The sequence below is a fragment of the Candidatus Rhodobacter oscarellae genome (genome assembly GCF_001078595.1).
GTDB classification, from domain to species: domain Bacteria; phylum Pseudomonadota; class Alphaproteobacteria; order Rhodobacterales; family Rhodobacteraceae; genus Rhodobacter_B; species Rhodobacter_B oscarellae.
In genome coordinates this window covers 344,813-366,334 of the sequence record NZ_LFTY01000002.1, presented here as the reverse complement: position 1 = coordinate 366,334, position 21,522 = coordinate 344,813, and the positions used below count along the sequence as shown (strand labels likewise).

At 62.9% G+C, this 21,522-nt stretch carries 20 protein-coding genes and 2 tRNA genes; 5 read left to right on the top strand and 17 right to left on the bottom strand.

Annotated elements, in window-relative coordinates; genetic code table 11:
* Positions 1–470: 470 nt before the first annotated feature.
* On the top strand, positions 471–881 hold the full coding sequence (locus AIOL_RS06840; RefSeq protein WP_049642302.1) for a hypothetical protein: 411 nt from the start codon (positions 471–473) through the stop codon (positions 879–881).
* Between the two features lie 263 nt (positions 882–1,144).
* On the opposite strand, the gene AIOL_RS06835 is transcribed toward AIOL_RS06840, so the two are convergent.
* Positions 1,145–2,518, bottom strand: coding sequence for an FAD-binding oxidoreductase (locus tag AIOL_RS06835; RefSeq protein WP_049642301.1), 1,374 nt, complete (start codon positions 2,516–2,518; stop codon positions 1,145–1,147).
* An 89-nt stretch (positions 2,519–2,607) separates the two neighbouring features.
* Between AIOL_RS06835 and AIOL_RS06830 the strand changes: the two genes are divergently transcribed.
* Positions 2,608–4,293, top strand: a complete 1,686-nt coding sequence (locus AIOL_RS06830) for a chloride channel protein (RefSeq protein ID WP_049642300.1) — start codon at positions 2,608–2,610, stop codon at positions 4,291–4,293.
* 16 nt (positions 4,294–4,309) lie between these two features.
* Here AIOL_RS06830 and AIOL_RS06825 read toward each other — a convergent pair whose 3' ends face one another.
* From AIOL_RS06825 to soxR, 5 genes are all read right to left on the bottom strand, one after another.
* Entirely contained in the window at positions 4,310–4,732 is a 423-nt protein-coding gene (locus AIOL_RS06825) for a GNAT family N-acetyltransferase (RefSeq protein WP_152912408.1), read from the bottom strand.
* 83 nt (positions 4,733–4,815) lie between these two features.
* On the bottom strand, positions 4,816–5,757 hold the full coding sequence (locus AIOL_RS06820; protein ID WP_049642298.1) for a pirin family protein: 942 nt from the start codon (positions 5,755–5,757) through the stop codon (positions 4,816–4,818).
* An 81-nt stretch (positions 5,758–5,838) separates the two neighbouring features.
* Complete coding sequence (locus AIOL_RS06815; protein WP_049642297.1) at positions 5,839–6,816, bottom strand: DMT family transporter; 978 nt, start codon at positions 6,814–6,816, stop codon at positions 5,839–5,841.
* Between the two features lie 68 nt (positions 6,817–6,884).
* Positions 6,885–6,960 (bottom strand) — tRNA-Val (locus tag AIOL_RS06810).
* A 36-nt stretch (positions 6,961–6,996) separates the two neighbouring features.
* Positions 6,997–7,470 carry a redox-sensitive transcriptional activator SoxR gene (soxR, locus tag AIOL_RS06805; protein WP_049642296.1) on the bottom strand — a complete coding sequence of 158 codons (474 nt, stop codon included), beginning with the start codon at positions 7,468–7,470 and terminating at the stop codon, positions 6,997–6,999.
* 78 nt (positions 7,471–7,548) lie between these two features.
* Between soxR and AIOL_RS25455 the strand changes: the two genes are divergently transcribed.
* Complete coding sequence (locus AIOL_RS25455) at positions 7,549–7,689, top strand: hypothetical protein (protein WP_160314421.1); 141 nt, start codon at positions 7,549–7,551, stop codon at positions 7,687–7,689.
* A gap of 21 nt (positions 7,690–7,710) precedes the next feature.
* Here the strand turns inward: AIOL_RS25455 and AIOL_RS06800 are convergent, their stop codons facing one another.
* From AIOL_RS06800 to AIOL_RS06790, 3 genes are all read right to left on the bottom strand, one after another.
* Positions 7,711–8,295 (bottom strand): histidine phosphatase family protein, encoded by a 585-nt coding sequence (locus tag AIOL_RS06800; RefSeq protein WP_049642295.1) that lies wholly within the window; start codon positions 8,293–8,295, stop codon positions 7,711–7,713.
* 128 nt (positions 8,296–8,423) lie between these two features.
* Positions 8,424–8,498 (bottom strand) — tRNA-Val (locus AIOL_RS06795).
* A gap of 19 nt (positions 8,499–8,517) precedes the next feature.
* Positions 8,518–8,907: an HU family DNA-binding protein gene (locus AIOL_RS06790; RefSeq protein ID WP_235438917.1), complete on the bottom strand. Its 390-nt coding sequence runs from the start codon at positions 8,905–8,907 to the stop codon at positions 8,518–8,520.
* A gap of 404 nt (positions 8,908–9,311) precedes the next feature.
* On the opposite strand from AIOL_RS06790, the gene AIOL_RS06785 reads away from it, so the two are divergent.
* Positions 9,312–9,929: a hypothetical protein gene (locus AIOL_RS06785; protein ID WP_049642293.1), complete on the top strand. Its 618-nt coding sequence runs from the start codon at positions 9,312–9,314 to the stop codon at positions 9,927–9,929.
* Here AIOL_RS06785 and AIOL_RS06780 read toward each other — a convergent pair.
* From AIOL_RS06780 to AIOL_RS23925, 3 genes are all read right to left on the bottom strand, one after another.
* Positions 9,888–10,601, bottom strand: coding sequence for a hypothetical protein (locus tag AIOL_RS06780; protein ID WP_049642292.1), 714 nt, complete (start codon positions 10,599–10,601; stop codon positions 9,888–9,890). The genes AIOL_RS06785 and AIOL_RS06780 overlap by 42 nt on opposite strands.
* 311 nt (positions 10,602–10,912) lie before the next feature.
* Entirely contained in the window at positions 10,913–12,523 is a 1,611-nt protein-coding gene (locus AIOL_RS06775) for an AMP-binding protein (RefSeq protein ID WP_049642291.1), read from the bottom strand.
* A gap of 383 nt (positions 12,524–12,906) precedes the next feature.
* On the bottom strand, positions 12,907–13,386 hold the full coding sequence (locus AIOL_RS23925; RefSeq protein ID WP_053101207.1) for a hypothetical protein: 480 nt from the start codon (positions 13,384–13,386) through the stop codon (positions 12,907–12,909).
* Between the two features lie 86 nt (positions 13,387–13,472).
* On the opposite strand from AIOL_RS23925, the gene moaA reads away from it, so the two are divergent.
* Complete coding sequence (gene moaA, locus AIOL_RS06765) at positions 13,473–14,480, top strand: GTP 3',8-cyclase MoaA (RefSeq protein ID WP_049642290.1); 1,008 nt, start codon at positions 13,473–13,475, stop codon at positions 14,478–14,480.
* A gap of 216 nt (positions 14,481–14,696) precedes the next feature.
* Here the strand turns inward: moaA and AIOL_RS06760 are convergent, their stop codons facing one another.
* The 5 genes from AIOL_RS06760 to AIOL_RS06740 all read right to left on the bottom strand — a co-directional run bounded on the left by AIOL_RS06760 (position 14,697) and on the right by AIOL_RS06740 (position 21,505).
* Positions 14,697–16,229, bottom strand: coding sequence for a hypothetical protein (locus AIOL_RS06760; RefSeq protein ID WP_152912407.1), 1,533 nt, complete (start codon positions 16,227–16,229; stop codon positions 14,697–14,699).
* Between the two features lie 510 nt (positions 16,230–16,739).
* Positions 16,740–17,603, bottom strand: coding sequence for a helix-turn-helix transcriptional regulator (locus AIOL_RS06755; protein WP_160314420.1), 864 nt, complete (start codon positions 17,601–17,603; stop codon positions 16,740–16,742).
* Positions 17,604–17,860: 257 nt separating this feature from the next.
* Complete coding sequence (locus tag AIOL_RS06750; RefSeq protein ID WP_152912406.1) at positions 17,861–19,144, bottom strand: hypothetical protein; 1,284 nt, start codon at positions 19,142–19,144, stop codon at positions 17,861–17,863.
* A gap of 74 nt (positions 19,145–19,218) precedes the next feature.
* Positions 19,219–20,508: a hypothetical protein gene (locus tag AIOL_RS06745; RefSeq protein WP_049642286.1), complete on the bottom strand. Its 1,290-nt coding sequence runs from the start codon at positions 20,506–20,508 to the stop codon at positions 19,219–19,221.
* 25 nt (positions 20,509–20,533) lie between these two features.
* Entirely contained in the window at positions 20,534–21,505 is a 972-nt protein-coding gene (locus tag AIOL_RS06740) for a hypothetical protein (protein ID WP_049642285.1), read from the bottom strand.
* Positions 21,506–21,522 lie beyond the last annotated feature (17 nt).

Here is a 21,522-nt window from a genome sequence, read left to right as displayed (position 1 = left end):
CGGGGTTTTGCACTTCAATGTGTCTTGCGCATAGCGAATGCGCAATGCTCCGAACTCCTGGCGGACGACAAAAAAACAATCCGGTCGCCAAGCAACGGAAAACACGCCTGAGGTGTGTTAGGGCGAAGGCCGCTATCGCCTGGCTCGCCTTACACAATTGAATTGGAATGCAGCGCGACGCGAGCGTGCCTTAATTGCAAAAGCCCCGCAGCACCACGATCACTTTAAGTGTAAAATTTTAGACTTGATCTGACGGCCGCTCAGCTTGCGACGCTGAGATCAGGTTGTGCACTGTCCGATTGGTCGTGCGTTTTGATCCTCTTCTCGACAGAGATGTGTAGCGTTCCACGAGATGTCTGCATAGGCGTTTTACCGTAGCAGTGTCTTCCCGAATGTGGCCGCTGTTCGTTGTACCTGGCAAGGGGATGTTTCACCCAAAAAATGAAGAGTGAGGTTTCATCGCCGGAGTAATGAAGGCGAACGCGGTGCAGGCCCATGGCGCGGTCCTCCTGGTTGCGGGCCTGATCGAGGTCAAAGGGGGGCGGGTGACATTCCCCTCGGAGGAGGAGGCAACGCCGCAATTGTGGGCGAACATCAACGGCGCGCAGTTCGGCGTGGTCGCCGTGGCCCCGCAGAGCCGCGACGGCCAAACGATCTCGTTCATCATACTGGAACCAATGGGGCCGCACCGTGTCCTGGGCGTCATCGCAGCAGGGTCGTCCCTTTCTATCGACCTTCTCGATCTTACGGACGTGAAACGCCAGAACCACGGAGGGTTCAGGATCGTGACGCTTGAAGCGAGAAAGGGCAACAAAATTAAAGCCCCAGACCTACACAATCTGTTGGCCCCTTTGGCCTCCGTGGCCGATTTGACGGCCTAACGGATTGTTGGTCAAATGTTGGTTTCGGGGCGCCTCGAAAGCCAGCCCCCTGAAAGGAAACAGAAAATGATCTGAGGCCTCCGCCTTGAGCCAAGTGCAACCCGGGCAGCGGCCTCCTGGCCGAATGGCCGCTGCCCAAGGAAAGCTCGGGCGGTTGCATTGCTTGGGTTCCGTAGCGCCTAGTATCGGCTAACGTCGCCGGAACGTAGCGCCAGATAGCCAACGCCCGCTCCACGCCAAACGCCAAGCCGCTTGTCGCGCCCTCAATTCATCCGCACGACCTTGCCGGGGTTCATGATGTTCTGCGGGTCCAGCGCGCGCTTGATCTCGCCCATGACGTTCCAGCCGTCGCCATGCTCGGCGGCCATGTAGTCCAGCTTGCCGATGCCGATGCCGTGCTCGCCGGTGGAGGTCCCGCCGAGCCGCAAGGCGCGCTCCACGATGCGGCGCGAGAAGTCCATGACCGCGGCGACCTCGGTCGCGTCCTCCTCGTCGAACATCAACGAGGCATGGAAGTTCCCGTCGCCCACATGGCCCAGGATGGTCCCCGGGAAGGGCGCGGCGGCGATGTCGGCGCGGGTCTCTTCCACTGCCTCGGCCAGGCGCGAGATCGGCACGCAGATATCCGTCACCAGGGCCCGCGCGCCGGGGCGCAGCGCCAGCGAGGCGTAATGCGCGCTGTGGCGCATCTTCCAGAGCGCCGAGCGGTCCTCGGACTTCTCGGCCCATTCGAACCCAGAGGCGCCCATATCCTCGGCCAGCTCGCGGAACCGCGCCACATCGCCCGGCATGCCGTCCTCGGAGCCATGGAACTCCACGAAGAGATGCGGCGCCTCGGGCAGGCCCGCCCCGGAATAGACGTTAAAGCCCTTGGCCATGTTGGGGTCGACGAACTCGATGCGCGCCATGGGGATGCCCATCTGGATCGTCATGATCACCGTGTTCACCGCCGCCTCCATATCGGGGAAGGCGCAGACCGCGGCCGACACCGCCTCGGGCTGGCCGTGCAGCTTCAGCGTGAGCTCTGTGACCAGGCCCAAAGTGCCCTCGCTGCCCACCATCAGCCCGGTCAGGTCGTAGCCCGCCGAGGTCTTCTTGGCCCGCGAGCCGGTGCGGATGCGCCGCCCGTCCGCCAGCACCACCTCCAGCGCGCGCACGTTGTCGCGCATCGTGCCGTAGCGTACCGCGGTGGTGCCCGAGGCACGCGTCATCGCCATCCCGCCCAGCGAGGCGTTGGCCCCGGGGTCGACGGGAAAGAACAGCCCAGTGGCGCGCAGCTCCTCGTTCAGGGCCTCGCGGGTCACGCCGGGCTGGATCACCACGTCCATGTCCTCGGCATTCACCTGCAGGACCTTGTCCATGCGGGTGAAGTCCACCACCACGCCGCCCTGCGTGGCCAAGGCGTGCCCCTCCAGCGAGCTCCCGGCGCCCCAGCCCACCACCGGGCAGCCGTGCTGGGCGCAGATCCGCACCAGCGCCTCGACCTCTTCCGCGCTTTCGGGATAGGCCACCGCATCGGGCGGCGTTAATGGAAAATAGGACTCAGAGCGGCCATGAATGTCCAGATCGGACTTGGAACGGCTCAACCGCTTGCCTAACAAGGTATGTAGCTCGGCCACGGCGGCGTCGATGGTCATTTGGGGGGTCTCCTTTTGGTCCGGGCGGAGACTAGGCCAAACCCGCGCAACAGGAAAGCCCCGCCACGCGCACGAAGAATGGAGCAACGATGCCCAACCCGAACCAGCCCGAGCGCGCCAACCCGATCCAGGCGCTGACCCGCACCACGCGGGAGGGCTGGCGGGTGATCAAAGAGCGCGGCCCGGGGCAGGTGCAGTTCTGGTTCATCGCCCTGGCGATCGGCATCGCCGCGGGCACCGCCGCGCTGTTCTTTAGGATGGGGATCGAGGCGCTGCAGGCTTGGATCTATGGCACCGAGGACATCCTGACGCTGCACAGCTTCGCCGGCACCCTGCCCTGGTATTGGCTGGTGCTGATCCCGGTCTGCGGCGGGCTGACCGTGGGGCTGATCCTGCACTGGTTCACGCCCACCGCGAAGGTCGAGGCGGTGGCCGAGGTGATCGAGGGCGCCGCACTCAAGGACGGGCGCGTCGATATCAAGCCGGGGCTGGCCGGCGCCCTGGCGTCGTTTATCACGCTCTCCACTGGGGGATCGTCGGGGCGCGAGGGGCCGGTGGTGCATATCGCGGCGATGCTCTCCTCGGCGGTCAGCAACATCATCCGGGCGGACGGGATCACCGGGCGCGACCTTCTGGGCTGCGCGGTGGCGGCGGCGGTCTCGGCCAGCTTCAACGCGCCGATTGCGGGCGCGATCTTTGCGCTTGAGGTGGTCTTGCGCCACTTCGCGGTGCATGCCTTCGCGCCCATCGTGATTGCCAGCGTGGCGGGCACGATCATCAACCGTTTGCAGTTCGGCGGGGTGACCGAGTTCACCCTTGCGGGCGAGACGATGCTGAAATTCTATGTCGAGCTGCCCGCCTTCCTGCTGCTGGGCCTGCTCTGCGGGCTGCTGGCGGTGGTGCTGATGCGTTCGATCTTCTGGGCCGACGAGGTCGGCACGCAACTGCAAGAGGCCACTGGCGTCCCGCGCTATCTGCGCCCCGCCGTGGCGGGGTTGATGCTGGGCGTGCTGGCGGTGTTCTTCCCGCATATCATCGGCGTGGGGTACGAGACGACGTCGATGGCGCTCACCGGCCAGCTGCTGCTGTGGCAGGCGGTGGTCTACACGGTGCTCAAGGCGGTGGCGGTGGCGATCACGCTGGGCGGGCGCATGGGCGGCGGGGTGTTCTCGCCCTCGCTGATGCTGGGGGCGATGGCGGGGCTGGCCTTCGGGCTGGTGGCCACCAGCGTCTTCCCAGAGGTCTCCGGCTCGGTGACGCTCTACGCCCTGGCGGGCATGGGGGCGCTGGCCGCGGCGGTGCTGGGGGCGCCGATCTCGACCACGCTGATCGTGTTCGAGCTGACCGGCGACTGGCAGACCGGGCTGGCGGTGATGGTGGCGGTGTCGATGTCCACCGCGCTGGCCTCGCGCCTGGTGGACCGGTCGTTCTTCCTGACCCAGCTAGAGCGGCGCAACGTGCGCCTGGCCGCGGGCCCGCAGGCCTATCTCTTGGGCATGGTGCGCGTGGCGACCCTGCTGAAGCCCCCGGTCGAGACCGGTGTCGCCACCCAGGCCGCCAGTTGGGAGCTGATCGAACAGGGCGTCTATATCGACGGCGCCAAGACACTGGAGGAGGCGATGCCGATCTTCGACCAGGGCGGCGCGGCGTTCCTGCCGGTGGTCACGCTGTTTGAGGACCGCCCGCCCGAGCTTCTGGGCGTGCTCTACCATGTGGACGCCTTGAAGGCCTTTAACCGCGCCCTGGCGGATACCGCCGCCGAGGAGCATTCATAGCCCCCGGGCGACGCCGTTAATCCAAGCGCAGCCGCCGCAATCCCTCGCCGGTCCATTCCACCGGCAGGTCGCGGACCGCTTGCCCGTACATAACCTGGGGCTTCTCTGCGCCCTCGATGCCGCCGATACGCCCATAGAAGCCCCGCGCGCCGTGGTTGTCGGCCAGGACCGTCAACCAGAGCCGCTCTATCCCCGCGCCCGAGACCACCATGGCGGCCCGCCGCATCAGGCCGTGCCCGACCCCCTGCCCCTTCTGGTCCGGCGCCACATGCAGGTTTTCCACATAGGCGCCGCCCTCTGCCGCCAGATTGAGGGCCACGAACCCCAGCAGTCTGGCGCCGCCCCAGCCGCAGATCACCCGCCAAGAGGCGCCAGGCATCGCGGCCCAATTGGCCGTCAACCGCTGCGGGACATCCACGTCCAGGAAGGCATCCGACACCAATCCGCGATAGGCCGACTGCCAGCTTGCGATCTGCAGGTCGCGGATCGCGGGCAGGTCCGCCTCCTCCGCGCTACGATAAGTTACTTGGGTGGTAATGGGATGAACTCCTGATCGTCTCCGGGCGGCAATTGGAACCGAAGGTTATCGCCCCAGGCCTCGCGGCGCCAGTCCTCCTTGGCCTGCTCGATGCGCTCCTTGGAGGACGCCACGAAGTTCCACCAGATATAGCGCGGGCCCTCCAGGGTCTCGCCGCCCAATAGCATCACCCGCGCGCCCTGCCCGCCGGCGCGTATCGACACGCGGTCGCCGGGGCGAAAGACCATCATCTGCCCGGTCTCATAGGTCTGCCCCGCGACCTCCACCGCGCCCTCGACCACATAGGCGCCGCGGTCCTCGTGGTCATCGGGCAGCGGCAGGGCCGCGCCGGGCTGCAGCACGGCATCGGCATAGAACATCTCAGAGGCGGTCTTGACCGGCGCCCGCTCCCCATAGGCGCTGCCCAGGATCAGCCGCACCTCCTTGCCCTCACCCTCCATGAAGGGCAGCGCGTCCTTTGCGGCGTGCTCGAACTGCGCCGGGCGGTCCTCGTGGTCCTTGGGCAGCGCGACCCAGGTCTGGATGCCAAAGAAGGGCATCGGGTCGACCTGGGTGGCGTCATCGGTGCGCTCGGAATGGGTGATCCCCTGCCCCGCCACCATCCAGTTCACCGCGCCGGGCTCGATCCAGGCGTCGGTGCCCAGCGAGTCGCGGTGGTGCATGCGCCCGCGGTAGAGATAGCTGATCGTGGCCAGCCCGATATGCGGGTGCGGGCGCACGTCCATCCCGCGCGAGGGCAGGAACTCGGCGGGGCCCATCTGGTCGAAGAAGATGAAGGGCCCGACCATCTGCCGCTTGGGCGCGGGCAAGGCGCGGCGCACCTCAAAGCCGCCCAGGTCGCGGGCGCGGGGCACGATCACGGTTTCGACGCTGTCGATGGCGTCGCCGGTGGGGATATCGGGGTCGAGGGCGGGGTTCCAACTCATGACGGGCTCCTAGGCTTGCTTGCCTTAGAACCTAGCGCCTCGCAGCCGCGCACCAAACGCCAAGGCGCGCGCAGGGTCGGTTCAATCCTGCACAGTCGCCGCCACCTGCCGCGCCCGGATGAACACGAAGACGCCGGAGCCCAGGATCAGCAGGATCCCCAGCGCGGTCGACACCCCCGGCAGGGTGCCAAAGATCACCCAGCCCCACATGATCGCCAGGGGCAGCGAGGCGTACTCGTAAGGCGCGATCGTGGCCGCGTCGCCCAGGCGGTAGGCCTGGCTGAGCGTATAGCCAATCGCCGCCGACATCGCCCCCAGCACGCCAAAGGCCCACATGTCCTCCGGCGCGGGCCAGGCCCAGGCGCGCAGCACGAAGACCAGGCTCTCGTTCTCCAAGCCCTCGGCATAGCGCCCGTCGCCTGCGATCAGGTACATCACGCCGCCGACCAGCACGAAGGTCAACTGGATATAGACCGCCATGGCCGAGGCCTTGGCCGTCATCCGCAAGGCCCGCGTGAGCACCTGCATCATCGCATAGCCGAAGGCCGCGACCACCGGCAGCGCCAAGACCCAGAGCGGCACGCCCGCAAAGGCCGCCCGCCCGGGCCCGACGATGACCAGCACGCCCAGAAAGCCCACCAGCACCGCGCTCAGGCGGCGCCAACCCACCTTCTCGCCCAGCAAGGGCACTGACAAGAGCGTGATGAACAGGGGCGCCACGAAGAATAGCGCCGTCGCCTCGGCCAATGGCATCACCGCCAGGCCCATGAAGAAGGCCATATTGGCCATCACGATCATCAGCGCACGCACGATATGCAGCACCGGGCGCCGCGGGCGCAGGATCGCCAAGCCGCCCTCGAGATAGACGAAGACCATCGAGACGATGATCCCCAGGCCAGAGCGCACGAACACCATCTGATGCAAAGGGTAATCGCCCGAGAGGCGCTTGATCGTCATATCGTTGACCGAGATGCAGACCATGGCCACCAGGACAAAGGCGATCCCAAGCGCGGGCCGCGCCGTCGGATCGCCCACGGAGGGCGTATTGCTTGAGGACATGGGCCCAGCCTTTCACGAAACACCCGCGGCGGCAATGGGCCGCGTCGCGCAGATCAAGGGGGGGGATCTGGTGGGTGGTGAGGGGCTCGAACCCCCGACATCTTCGGTGTAAACGAAGCGCTCTACCAACTGAGCTAACCACCCGCCGAGCCGGTCTCTTACGCCAGGCTTTGGCGCGGATCAAGGGGGGTCGGCGCGTTCTTCTGCCGCGCCGGTCCAGCGGCGCGGGCCGGGGCCGTTGTCCCCCATCGCGTCGCCCGCATTGTAAAGCGGGCAGTTGTCGACCGAAAGGCAGCCGCAGCCGATGCAATGGCCTAATGTTTGGCGCAGGCGCAGCAGCATCTCGATGCGGTCATCCAGCTCCTCGGCCCAGACCTCAGAGGCCGCGGCCCATTCCGCCGCCTTCACGGTGCGCCCGCGCGGGATCTTGTCCAGCACCGGCCGCACCTGCGCCAGCGGGATGCCCAGGGTCTGCGCGATGCGGATGATCGCCACGCGGCGCAGCTCGCGCCGGTCATAGCGGCGGTGGTTGGCGGGGGTGCGCCAGCTCTCGATCAGCCCTTCGGCCTCGTAGTAATGCAGGGTCGACACGGCGACCCCGGCGCGGGCGGCCATCTCGCCCACGCTCAGGTCATTCGGCACCGCTTTCTTCATATCGCAAACTCCTTGACCTCAAGTCCACTTGAGGAAGCACAGTGCGAATCATCGGAACAGAAATCAAGGAGAAAGAAGATGCTTGGATTACGTAAGAATTGGAGAAAGTACGAAGAGCGCCGCTTGCTGCGCGAGCTGCGCCGCGACCCGCATATGGCCAAGGATATCGGGCTGCCGCCGCTGGCGCCTGAACCGAAGATCACGCGGGTGCTCTGGTGACCTGCGCGGCGGGCGCGCGCGCTACCCCAGCCGCACCTGCTCGCCGCCCTTGAGGTGGTAGACGACCCCCTGCCCGCCCGGCAGGTCCGCGAGCTGCGGCAGGTCCAGCCCCAGCCAAAGCCCGCGCAGCACCCGCGAGGTGATCCCATGGGCCACGATCACCGCGGGGCCGTCCAGATCGTCAAGGAAGGCGCGCAGACGGGCGCACATCGCGTCATAGCTCTCCCCGCCCGGCGCCGAGAAGGTCCACTCCATCAAGTCCTGTATATCGTCGGACCAGGGCCAGCCGGCCTCGATCTCGGCACGGGTCTTGCCCTCCCAGGCGCCGAATCCGACCTCCATCAAGCGGTCATCGGCCACCGGGGTCAGCCCAACCGCGGCCAGCGCGATCTCGGCGGTGCGCCAGGCGCGACCCTGCGGCGAGGCGAAGGCACGCACGCCGCGGTCGGCCAAGCCAGCATCGCGCAGGAGCCTGCCCTGCGCCGCCGCCTGGGCCAGGCCCGTCTCGGTCAGGGGCGAATCCAACCGCCCCTGGTGGCGCCCCGCTGCGTTCCATTCCGTCTGCCCGTGCCGCAGCACGAATAGCTCAGGCCAATCGTTTTTCATTCACGCACCATTTGCAAGCATCCCGGACCGGCGCGTCGGCTCCGGCTGCGGCGTTGGACAATCCACGTCATGCATATCCGGCCTGCGGAGAGATCCGCAACCAGCCCAAGGCAACGCAAAAGCTTGAATGGTGGGTGATAACGGATTTGAACCGCTGACATCTTCGATGTGAACGAAGCGCTCTACCACTGAGCTAATCACCCATCGGGCGGCGGTTTAGCGCTACTCTGCGGCCTCCGCAAGGGGGTCCGATGCGTCATCTGCCCCGTCGGCGGTGTCGCCGGCCTCTGCCGCGGCCGCAGCGGCCATGGCCAGGTGCGAGCGCCGTAGCCGCAGCTCGATCACCTCGGCGTTCTCCAGCACCTTGCGGGTCTTGACGATGCCCTTGCCAAAGGGCTGCAGATTAAGGGTATCGCCGCGCGACAAGGCGTCCCCAAGCTCGCGCAGCATCGCCTCGACCACGGGCTTGGCGGCCTTCTTTTTGATGCCAGAGCTCTCCACCACGCGGTCGATTAACTCACGCTTGCCCAGGGCCGTGACCAGCTCCGGGGCGTCCAGAATCTCGGGTTTCGCCTGCGGCTCTTGCGGTACTGGATCTGCCTCGGGCGCCACGGGTTTGGCCTTTGCGGCGGAGCTGGTGGGTTTTTTGCGGGTTGTTGCCTTGCGCGCCATATCATTGAACTCGTTTTGTTAACATTGCGTGGAAGTTTAGCCATAATGGTTAATGAATGCTACTAATGATTGTGGATAACTTTCTGATTTATGCTAAATACAGTGATATCAGCCACATACGGACGGGTATCCGGGCGCGACGGACTCCGGCTGCGCGTGCTCGGACAACAAGGCGCACACGGGCGACGGGCTGACCCTGACGCGAGCACCTGGCTCAATTTTCGCGTAATAATCACCATCACACCGGTTGACTGCGCCAGATTTACCGACTTTACGTACTCAACGTTCAACAGGTGTAGAGTTTGATGCGCGGGATCGAACGGCTGCGAATGCGGGTGTCTCGAATGGCTCAGGAGCACCTGCGCCAGCTGAATGCGCGTGGCTTGGACGTCTATGTCCCCGAAGATTTCGACGAGGTTCCTGCGCTGGTCGCGGCAACAGGCCGGGAAAAGAGCACGCCCATGCTCGACCTGCACCGCAACGACTTCCTAAGATCCAACGCGTTCTGGCTCTTTCTGATGCAGGGAGACGATTGTGTCGGCGGGTGCGCGGCCCGCTACTACGACTTGGCAGGAGAGAGCCTGGAGAACTACCTACGGCGCACCTCGCAGGCCCAGTACAACCGCGAAACCGACCCCATAAAGAGCGTGGCACGGCCCACGGACCGCATCTCTGGTCGTTTGATCTACATGGGGGATCTGCAAATAAACCCGGCGGCGCGCAGCAATGTCACCGTTCGCAGTGCGTTCTTCCAGCTTGCGCAGGCGCTCGCGGTGCTGGAATGGGACTTCGACTGGATCTATGCCTTTGTGGACTATCAGCATCGGCGCCTGGTGCCCGACTATGGCTTTAACTACTACGTGACCGATGCGATCACCTGGCATGATCCCATTCCTGAGGGGCGGCGGAACGATCACGTTCTAGTCGCGATCGACTTCGAGAGCTTCTCGCATTTCTGGTGACCCGTAGATGCGGCGCGCGAACACCAGGTTGAACTTATTGCCATATACGTCCCGCACCGGCGCGATGAGCCGGCGGTAAGCAACCGCCACGTGCTCGCCCGCGATCAGGACCTTGATCGCCCGGTCAGACAATAGGTAATCGCGCGAGGCGGCCTCCATGTGATCGGCCACAACGGATTCAATGAGGCCCTTGTCAAAACCGTTGACGATCTGCTGGTAGTGGTCCTCATCCTGGGCGCCAAAGCTGCGCGTGGCAAGGCTGTAGGTGCCGATCTGGTGCGGGCGCAGGCCGTAATCCGCGCCGATCACTTGGTGGTACAGGTCCACATGTTGCCGGATGCCGTCAAAGTCTTGGATCACGCCGCCATTGGCGCGCAGCCAATCCAGCACGTCATCGGTCCCGATCGAGTAGCCGGCCCGCATCATATCCATGCTTTGTTCGCGCACCGCGATCTCTAGCGCTTTTGCGACGCGTTGCTGCAACTCCGAGCTGCCCTCCGGCGAGCGGATCGCCACGTTCGGGCGGAAATCCGAGAAGTATTCCAGCGGCAGCCCGCTATAGCGACTGATCTTATCTATCGTGGGGAACGGAATCTCGCGCCCGTGGGTAAGCTGCGCGTGCAGTGTCTTATAGTTAACGCCCGCCTCTCGGCAGGCCCGCGAAAGGGACACGCCTTTCGCTTTTAATGCTGATTTTATCCGCTCTTCGAGCATTTCCATATAGTTATTTCCACATATGTTGACTGACCTGACAAGAACTAAACCAAAGCAAGCCCGGGAAAGACAATGCAGGATTGCAATCCTTAACCGGCAACTCGCGCCTTGGTATGCGAAATCACGGGAGGCGCCAAAATCTTTTGCACCCTTAGGTTAATAAATCTACATATGTAGAGAGAATTATGGTTAACATGCGTCACAACCGGAGGTTTTGCGCACAGAGCGAGCAAACCAGCGTCTCCTAGGTGACATAGCCTTGCGCCGCCCTATGATTGCTCGCGCAGCTGGCGGCGCATTACCTTGCCGGTGGCCGTCATTGGCAGCGCGTCGATGCGCTCGACCAGGCGCGGCGCCATATGCGGGCTGACGCGGGCGCGCACGCGCTCCACCAGCTCGGCAGGCAGCCCCTCCCAGTCGGCCCCCTCACGCAGCACCACATAGGCCTTCACGGCCTCCGTGCGCGCGGGATCCGGCACGCCCACCACGGCGGCGTTTACAATATCGGGGTGCCCCACAAGGCAGTTCTCGATCTCGGTCGGCCCGATCCGGTAGCCCGCCGAGGTGATCACGTCATCGTCCCGGCTCTCGTACCAGAAATAGCCATCCGCGTCGCGCCGCCCCAGATCGCCGGTGCGCATCCAGTCGCCGACGAATTTCTCGGCCGTCTTTTCGGGCTTGTTCCAGTAGCGCTGGAACATGACCGGCGTGCCCTTGCGCACGGCGATCTCGCCCAGCTCCCCCGCGGGCAGCTCCTGCCCGGCGGGGTCGATCACCGCCACGTCGTGGCCCGGCACCGCTTGGCCCATGCTGCCGGGCCTGACCGGCATCGAGCCCGCCGAGGTCGCCAGCACCAGGTTGCACTCGGTCTGGCCATAGCCCTCGTTGATCGGCGCCCCCAGCACCTCTGTGCCCCAGCCCAGCAGGTCCGCGCCCAGGCTCTCCCCGCCCGAGAACACCGCCTCCAGCGCCAGGCCCTTGGGCGCGGGCGCCTGCCGCATCAGTTTCAGCGCGGTGGGCGGCAGAAACGCGGCGCTGACCGCCTCGCGGCGCATCAGGTCATACGCCGCCTCGGGGTCGAATTTGCGCATCCGGTGACTGACCAGCGGCACGCCGTAGTAAAGGCATGGCATCGCCAAATCCATCAGCCCGCCGATCCAGGCCCAATCCGCCGGGGTCCAGCCCACCGCGCCGGGGCCCGCAAAGCCCCCGTAGAGCGCCTCGATCGCGGGCAGATGCCCGATCAGAAAGCGCTGCGCGTGCAAAACGCCCTTCGGATCGCCGGTTGTGCCAGAGGTGTAGATCAGGCACGCCGGGTCCTCGGCCCCGGTGCGCGCAGGGGTCAGCCCCTGCGCGGCCTCGATCTCGTCCCAGAAGGCGCGCACCGGTTCTGCGGCGGCATCGGTGCAGTAGACCTCGCTTAGCGAAGGCAGCTCCGGGCGCAACGCCATCAGCTTATCCAGGTTCGCGGCGTCCGTCACCACCGCAGCCGCGCCGCTATCGGCCAGCCGGTAGGCCAGCGCGTCCGCCCCAAAAAGCGTGAACAGCGGCAGGATGATCGCGCCCAGCTTATGCGCCGCCAGGTGGGTGATCAGCACCTCCGGCGATTGCGGCAAGAGCACCGCCACCCGGTCGCCCTGCCGCACGCCGCGCGCGCGCAGGCTCGCCGCCAGGCCGTCGCTGGCGCGCTTGAGCTGGCCATAGGTCCACTCGGCCCGCGCGCCGCCCGAAAGGTCCACAATGGCAACCCGGTCCGGCTGGCGCGCCGCCCAGCTGTCACAGCAGCGCTCGGCGATGTTATACGCGGCGGGGATGTCCCAGGAGAAACCGGCGCGCATAGCGGCCCAGTCGCCCAGGTGAGGCAAAACACGTCTGGTCATGGCGCCATTCTTATGGCTTGGAACGGGGAATGGAAGCCCCGTTGATCAGCGAAAGCTATGGTCTGGGGTGGTCATAAGAAACCCGCCCCTAACTTGATCCGGGGCCTCTACGGTGACGCTCGCACAACCCGGGCTGCGGCCGACCTGGAGGTCGCTTGCGCATCAGGCCAATCAATCACATCATCTCTGGAAATCGAAACGTTTCAACTAGATGCGCGGTTGCAATTGCGGCCTCCTGGGGGAGGTCGGCCGCAGCCCGAGGCAAGCTCGGGCGGTCGCTCTATGTAAATCCCGTTGTATCTGGTGTCGGCAAGCGTTGTGAAAGGGCGCGCGCCAGATAGCCAACGCCCACTCCAGTCCACAACCAACATCTGAACGCGCGTTCAATTCTCGAAGACAACCACCTCGATCAGGTCGGTGATCGACGCGCCCAACAGCCGCATCGCGGCCAGCGAGATCTGGCTACCGCTGCCACCCGCGCCGCCCGACGGGCGCAGCTCGACCTGCACCGAGCGCCCGGTCCTCTCATAGACCACCCGCCCCTGGCGCACCGTGCTCACCAGCGGGGTCTTCAGCCAGAAGCCCTCCGCCACCGGGTCGCCAAGCGACGCGATGGTGGTGCCCAGGCGCCCGTCCGCGGCGGTGACCGGCGGCGGGGCCGGCTCCACCGGCGGCGTGACCGAGGCCAGCTCGGTCCCGTCAGGCCCCAGAACCGCCGGCTCCCGCTCGGCGCGCGGCGGCGGCACGAAGACCCGCGGCTCCGCGCGGGGGCTGTCGCGCCCGAAGCGGTCGAGGAATTGCGGGCTAAGATCGGCGCAGCCGGACACGGCAAGGATCAGCGGGAGGGCAAGGTAAAAACGCATGCCCCGGACGTTACGGTCAAATTGTCTACCAATCAACTGTGCCAATGTGCTTGTCGCGGTCATCCGCCCGCCCTAGGTTAAACTTCATGAACACGCCGCAGCTCATCGACCCCTTCGCCCGCGCCATCACCTACCTGCGCGTCTCGGTCACCGACCGCTGCGACTTCCGCTGCGTCTACTGCATGTCCGAGAACATGACCTTCCTGCCCAAGAAGGAGCTGCTGACGCTGGAGGAGCTGGACCGCATGTGCTCGGCCTTCATCGGGCTGGGCGTGGAGAAGCTGCGCATCACCGGCGGCGAGCCCCTGGTGCGGCGCGAGATCATGACCTTCTTTCGCGGCATGACCCGGCACCTGGAGAGCGGCGCGCTGCAGGAGCTGACGCTGACCACCAACGGCTCGCAACTGGCGCGCTTCGCCGATGACCTCTATGCGGCGGGGGTGCGCCGGGTAAATGTCTCGCTGGACACGCTGGACGAGGAGAAGTTCGCCCGCGTGACCCGCTGGGGCCGCCTGCCCCAGGTGCTTAAGGGGATCGACGCGGCGCAGAAGGCGGGCCTGCGGGTCAAGCTGAACGCCGTGGCGCTGAAGGGCTTCAACGAGGAGGAGCTGTTCAGCCTCACCGAATGGTGCGCCGGCCGCGACATCGACCTGACCTGGATCGAGGTCATGCCGATGGGCGATCTGGGCAACGAGGACCGCGTGGGGCAGTACTGGCCCGTCTCCGAGATCCAGGCGCAGCTGGCGCAGCGCTACCGGGTCACCGAGCTTGCGCATAAGACCGGCGGCCCGGCGCGCTATGTGCGGCTGGAGGAGACCGGCCAGCAGATCGGCTTCATCACGCCGCTGACGCATAACTTCTGCGAGAGCTGCAACCGCGTGCGCCTGACCTGCACCGGACAGCTCTATATGTGCCTGGGCCAGGAGGACATGATGGACCTGCGCGCGCCGCTGCGGTCGTCCGAGAGCGACGCGCCGCTGGTGGAGGCGATCCACAAGGCCATCGGGCTCAAGCCCAAGGGCCACGACTTCGACTATTCCCGCCAGCGGGCGGACGGCCAGGTCTCACGGCATATGAGCCATACCGGCGGGTAACCCGTCCCCGATCGCCCCGCGCCCCGCACCGTCGCCACAAGCGTTCTTTCGCGGTTCAAGGACGCATTGGGGTTCCTACATCTGAGGCGGGGGCAAGGTGGGCTTGGATTCCAAAAGTCACCGATGCTTTGCTTTGCCTAAACGTCTGCAAGGCGCCGGGAGCGGAGTTTGCAAAGTCCACTCGGGTCCACAAAATTCCGTCGGTAAAGGACGGGACTACTCTTCTGCCTCAATGGGTGCCTCTGTTAGAACCTTTTCGTCATACAGCTTTCTTTCCATCAGGCGTACAATACGCGGGTCCGCTATTGAATACTCATTGGACGGCTTGCCTCCTACTCCGCCTTCCGCTTCCCGCTTTCCGCTTTGACTTATTGCACCCGCGTCCTGCCATTTTACGATACGGTTGGTCGCGCCGGGAGCACTGATTTTGAAGGCAGCTTGCACTTCTTTGTTGATGAATGTGGATTTGTTGAGCCGTAGGATCTGACTAAGGACTTCTTTATCGTATACCGACCAAATGACATCAGATACGTATTTGTCCATGCCGTTCTCCAGATCTTCGGCCTCGAGATAACGATGACCTTCCTGCGCAGAATACTTGGAGTCGAATTCTCGCACGACTGTATCCAACAACCGGATTGTTTCGCGTGGAGACTTCACCGCCAGATCGATGATCTCGCCAATCTTTTCATGAGTGACGGTTTCGTCGGCACCTAATTCCGAAAAACTGGATAGGCATTTTGAACTAAAAAAGGACACACGTGAGTCAATCATTTTGCGGAGGAACTCAACCGTCCAAGAAACCTCGCTATGTGCCAGTTTGTCCAGCCGAACTGAAAGCTCACCATCGGCAAAAATGGCCTTAACTCTATCCCACAAAAAGAACTGCCAACCTAAGCCTTCTACCTCCATCAACTGAACGTGCGACAGCAACGGAAAAATAAGGCGCGCAGAGGATTCGGGCGAATTTTGGGTCACAGGATGTTCGTCAACCTTATCTACAAAGACAGAAACCCCCGAAAAGCCAAAAACTCGCGCTACTTCAACCAACTTCGCAAGCAAAGCAGTTCCTGAGATAATGGCACCATTTTCGTTGAACATTTCGGCAACTTGAGACTTCATGCTCTCGGTATCGGCGTGTTTCTCTGATAGGCCAGAAGCTACCTCGCTGACGATTTCAGTAATCGCAGACCATTTTTTCTGAATCCAATTTGCTGTTCGACTCTTCCAATTTTGCCTAAGAATTGCCATGGCTTGCGCCTGACTAACTCTTCGATTTGCCTCGGGGACTCGCAGGTAAAAGGCCTGTACCAGCACAACCATCAGATTTAGCTCTTCGGGCACCAAGAGTTCTACTATGTCCTCAGCGCTATCTTGATCGGAGATCCATAGCAAAAGTGTCTCAATGACCCGAAAGGATAGCTCCTTAAGCAGATCATCAGACGAAATTTTGTTTACCGTACCACGCTCCAGAACTCTGGAGAAATCGATGTAAGGAACAGCAAGAGGGACATTTACGCCATCAGCGTGCAGTTTCCAAAGCTCTCGCTCAGTAGCAAGCCGCGTAGCCGACTTACCTCCGCCCCGAGCACCGAATAGCAAATGTGTGGATGGCGTAAGCGCGCGCTTTTTGGCGACTTCAAAGTATGGAGGAACCACCGCATAATCGAGGATGTCTGGTTCATTCTCAGCGACGTATTGCTCAAATGGACTTGAGTCAAATTTGAAATTCTCTTCGAATGTTGGCACACGATCTCCCCAACCTAACTTGGAAACTAAGAATTTGAATTTCTAGGGTCATGAACAAGCACGAGCAGTGCAATGTCAATTACTGCTTTGGGCTGGGACCGGTCCGTCGACAGCAAAATACGAACGGCAACAAAGTCCGCAGAGCCGCCATATAAGCACCCACCGCACGCTCTGTTAACCCACCTGTTTGCCATACGAGGTGCCATACGCAAGGCCGACGCTTTGCCGACGCATAGCCGACACCGGATTTCTCTACAAAATAAGGCGTTAACCCCCGATTCGGGCGGCTTGCGTGACGGACTCGCCGCACGCGTCGTTAAGGCCTTGGTAAGGGCCCCCTGGCCGTCAAGATGAGCCGCCAGGAGACCGGCGCCGAGATGTCGTCGATCTCGGCGCGCGGGATGGAACGCTTACCGCGCAGCGGCGGTATCGGATCACCCTCGCGCCGCCTCAAATCCGCATATCAGCACTCCTTGGCGCGCCCGAAGTGGATGCCGCAGCAGCACCCTTTCAGATGCCCGCCATCCGGGTCGCAAGACGGTTTTCACTCCGAAAGCGGGCTGGCGTGTTGTCAAACCAAAGGCGAAACGCACGGTAGAAGGAACTGAGCTCGACAAAGCCCAGATCCTCGGCGATTTCAACGATGCTGAGCGGCGAGCACAGCAACAGGGACAGGGCCTGCTCCTTGCGGGCCTGATCCACGATTCCATTGAAGGATGCGTTCTCGTCGCTGAGGCGGCGCTGCAAGGTGCGCCCGCTCATTGCCAGTTCCCGTGCCACGGCCGATAGGGTCGCATTGACCCCCATGGCATCGGGTCGCAACAAATGGGTCACCTGCTGCGTGATGCTCGCCTCGCGGTCCTTCTGGCCCAGGCGCTGTGCCAGAGTCTCAATGCTCTGCGCCAGAATATCGTCATGATCCGGCAGCGGCGCTTCCAGCACCGATTTATCCAGATAGACCGTCGGGCAAATGCCGTCGAAGCTGACATTGCCCTGCATGAATTCCCCCAGTGTATCGCAATATTGGCCCATGCCGCTGCCCAGCGTGAAATGCCGGATCTTTTCGGGCCCGAAGAAGGCGGAAAGGCTGCGGTAGAGATGCACCGATTTGAGCGCGATATCCGCCGCATCATTGCGCATATCCACATTGCGGATCAGCTGGATCACCACATCTTCGCCGGAGCTGTCGATCATGAAGCGCTCAAAGGAGGTGGACAGGAACCCATACTGCCCCAGCTTCCGCAAAAGCGCCTGCCCATCCGGCTGCGAGCGGAGCAGATAGCCGAATGACCCGGTGCAGCGCGGGTCGTAATTGCTGCTTAGCTGGACCAGGGCTTTGGGATCCGGGAAGGCTTTTAAGAAGCGGTCCAGCAACCGGTCATAGGATGTCAGCGCGTGCTGGGTGACTTCGGATCCGGAAGTGGCCTTGGAGATGTCCAAAAGCGTGACCGACCCAAGGGGTCGGTCCGCATCGTCCATTTGCAAGGAAAGCAAGCGCCAACGCGCAGTTTCTGACGATATGACATCCATCTGGCCAAACCTGCTCCACTTACTACGGCGCTACACTCAAGCGCGCCCCGATATCACGATGATGTTGCCGGAGCATGAAAAGGATCGCTTCGGCCCGCATCTCAGGAGAAGTACCCGCCATTCGGATCCGTGCGCGATGCGCCCAGATAGAAGCCGCTGAGCAAAGAGTCATCCTCTTTGGGGGTCAGCGCGCCATCCTCGTCGACCAGTTCGACCTCTTCGATGCCTTCCATCGTCCAGAAACGATGTTTGCCATCGTCTGTTTCGCCAAGATAGATAACGTTCCAGCCCTGGTAATAGCTGCTGGCGTCGCCGGCCTGGTCAAAATAATAGATGTCGCCCGGTATCAGCTCATCGCCCCTGTCAAAGGAGAATGGCGCCAGGTCACCGTTGACTGTTTCCTTGCCCAGGATGGTCTCGCCCGGCTCGGCGCGTCGGTTCACCTCTGCGCCGCTGATAGCGCTGTCTTCCCAACCGTTGATCACCAGCCCATTTTCGTAGACCTCGTTGAAACGGTCCTCTCCGAGCACCTCCAGCTGCGCCTTCAGCGACAGGGCAACAACCGAGGAGGCACATTCAAACGAGTATTCATCCGGATTGGCAAACATATCCTTCACCGCGTCGCTGGGTTTGACCCCGTCGCGAATTTTCATCCCGTCGCCTTCGTTTTCCCAATAGGCGTTATCCTCGGTGACATTGGCAATATGGTCTTCGGTGAAGACCCCAAAGCCATCGGAATACTCATCGGAAATACTTACAAGCGCCTGCCGCAGCTTGCCGTTGAGGCCTTCGATATCGACCTTTTCATTGGCCAGATCGGTTCCAACGGAGGCGCCACCTTCGGCGGGGCCGCTGATCTCATCGGTCTTCTTCTCAGGCTCGCCGGTTTCTTTGTTGTCGGCGTCCTTCGGAGCCCCGAAGGTGGTTTTCAGCTTGCGGAAGGCTTCGATGATGCGGGTGAATGAATCCAGCGGCGCGGCGGTTTCGGTGGCACCATTCGCCCGATTGCCACTGGTGGCAGGGGGCGGGCCGGCTTCGGGGTTGAGGCTTTTGCTCGCCTTCTCAAGCAGATCCTCAAAACCGGCGGGCTCTTCGGCATTGGCAGCATTGCCGGTTTTTTCTTCCGTTTGCCCGCCAAGCAGCTTCAGGAACGCGTTCAGCCGTTGCTTGGCTTCGGGCGACAAGCTATCCGCGAAGGAAGACCCCAGAAGCGACTTGAAGGCTTCCGAAACAGTGTCTGGCTTTTGTGCCGGACGATCTTTGAGCTCGTCGAGCAGAGCTCTGAAAGATGCCGGAGCTCTATCACGGAAGCTCGCAGCTGTCGGCGTGTCAAAGGTGCTTCTAGCAAGTCTCGAAGCATCTGAAATTTGGGCAGCCCGTTCCATGTTGTCGCTCTTTTTCTTCCATATCAGTGGGAAAAAGGCCGGCGCTCACTTCAGAGCGCCGACCAGGTGACGCCTTAAAGGGCGTCTTTTGTATCTTTCAGAAGGTCGATGACCGCTTCCGCTTCCGGGGAGTCGACCGCCGAGACCTTTTCGATCATCTGGTCGAGCAATGCCGCATCGGGGGTCTCACCCTCGTTCACAGCAGTCTCAAGCAGCTCAACCGCTTCCTCGATGGCCTTGCGCAGCTCAGCGCTTGGCGCGACGGCGGCAATATCGGTCAGAGCCTGAGCCAGCTCACCAAAGAAGGCTTTCTCTTCATCGCTACCTTGCTCGGCTGCTTTCGTCGGGGTGGTCCCTTCGGTTGCGAGTGAACCGATCTGGTCCGCAAGATAGACGACGTGCTTTTTCACATCCTGCTGGTCCATATCATCAGCGATGTCTTCCAGCTTGGCCTCAAGCGCTTGTGCAGTTTTTGCATCCAGCTTGTCTTCGCTGATCGCGGTGCGCAGTTCAGATTGAACGGCGGTCAGCTTGGCCGCGGCGACCGGGTCAAGCACGCGGTTGATGGTGGTGCCCAGCTTGTCGGCCAGCATGTCCGCTTTTTTCAGGTCGACCGAGCCGCCATTGGCAGGCGCCTTTGTGTCCGCAGCTTTGTCGGCGGCTTCGCCTTCATCCGTACCTTTGGCCTTTGGCGCCTCTGGCGTGTCCGCAGCTTTGCCTTTGCCCTTGGCCGCGGTTTCCTTCACGGCCTCTTCTTTTTTGTTGGCCGCGTTACCCGTCTTCGAGGCTTTGGCGTCCTTGGCATTGGGCTTGTTGCCCATCTTATCCTTCGCGGCTTCCGCCGGGTTGGATGCGTTGCCCTTGTCTCCGTTCAGCAGGCTCATCAGCAGCTGCAGGATCATGGTCATCATCTCATCGCTGGACAGGTCTTGTTCCAGGATTTCGCGCATGCCGCCGATGAAGTCGTCCGCGGGGATTTCGCTTTTGGCGTCGGTCTCGGCCTTTGCGGCAGATCTCGGCGTTGCGACAGGGTTGGCGCTGTTGCCCGATTTGGTCTCTGTCTTTCTGTCGGCCCATTTCTCGGCAAGCTTGTCCGGCATGTTGCCAAAGGTCTTGGACTTGTCCGCTTCGGACTTTGGCGTCTCGCCCTCAGTCTTCGCCGTCTCTTTCTTGTCAGCGGAGTTGCCGCTCACGGTCTTGGACGCGTCGTTCAGCCATTGCTGCAACAGCTGCATCAGTTTCTTCAGATCGGCGTCTTCCACCTTGTTGGGCAGATTGCCGGCGCTTTTGGAGTCGAAGCGGTTCGCGAAATTGCCAATTGCGGATTCGGCCAGCCGCGCACGGGCAGGATTGAAGTCGTTCATTTCGGAGTTCCTTTGGGGGAGTGGATTAGGAGTCTAGAGCCGCGATATAGGCAAGCAGTCCTGTTTGCCCGGCTTTGGTTTCGACGAGGTCCTTGGCCAGCTCAGCGCCTGGAGCGCCGGCCTTTTGTGCGACAGCAATCAGGGCGGAGCCATGTTTGGAGCCACGAATTTTTTCGACGAAGGCCTCTTTGTCTTCAGGGTCGCCTTCAGGTTGGCTCAAGATCCCCTCGAGCAACGCAACAAGCGCTTGCTGGCCCTTGCCGGACTCATCGCCAAGCAACGCGCTCAGCAGCTGCTTACCTTCATCGCTTGCATCGAAGTATTCAAGCAGAGCGGCGCCTTCGCGAGAAGAGCCGATGGCCTCGCGGAACTCCTCTGGCCCCATTGCGGCCTGTGCCCCTTGGGCGTTGCCCTGGGCACCAGATTGAGGCGCCTGCGCACCGGAGGCCGCGCCAGTACCAGAGGTCTGGTTCGCCGCGCCACCCGTCGCTGCCGTCGCGCCAGGGCCGCCGCTGGTTGCACTGCGGGTCTGGCCATTGCTGCTGCTTCTGGCCTGCGCGAAATTGCCGGACGCACCTTCGCCGGACTGCTGACCACCCTGGGCCTGTTGCTGTCCGCCGCCCATCTGCTGCAGAAGCTGCATGATGCTCTGCAGGAATATCGCCAGTGAATCCTGACCGCCCGGGGTGCTCGCCAGCGCTTCCAGCGCGGCCGAGCCTTCCTCGGTGCTGGCCAGTGCCTGCACCAGCGCATTGCCCGCCGGGTTCTGCTGCAAGATCTCGAGAACATTTTCCACGGGAGCCGCAGGAGCCTGTTCGGCACCACCGCCAAGGAACAGGGCGCGCGGAGGTTCGCCTCCGCCCTGCGCCGCGCCAGCACCGCCTCCTCCTCCGGCGCCACCGCCGCCGAAGCTACGTGCGGCACCGTCCAGAATATGCTTCATTTGCGGGCCCATGAAACCTTTCATGGAGCCCATCATCTGTTCGATGCCGGGCATAGGTCCATGCCCGCCCG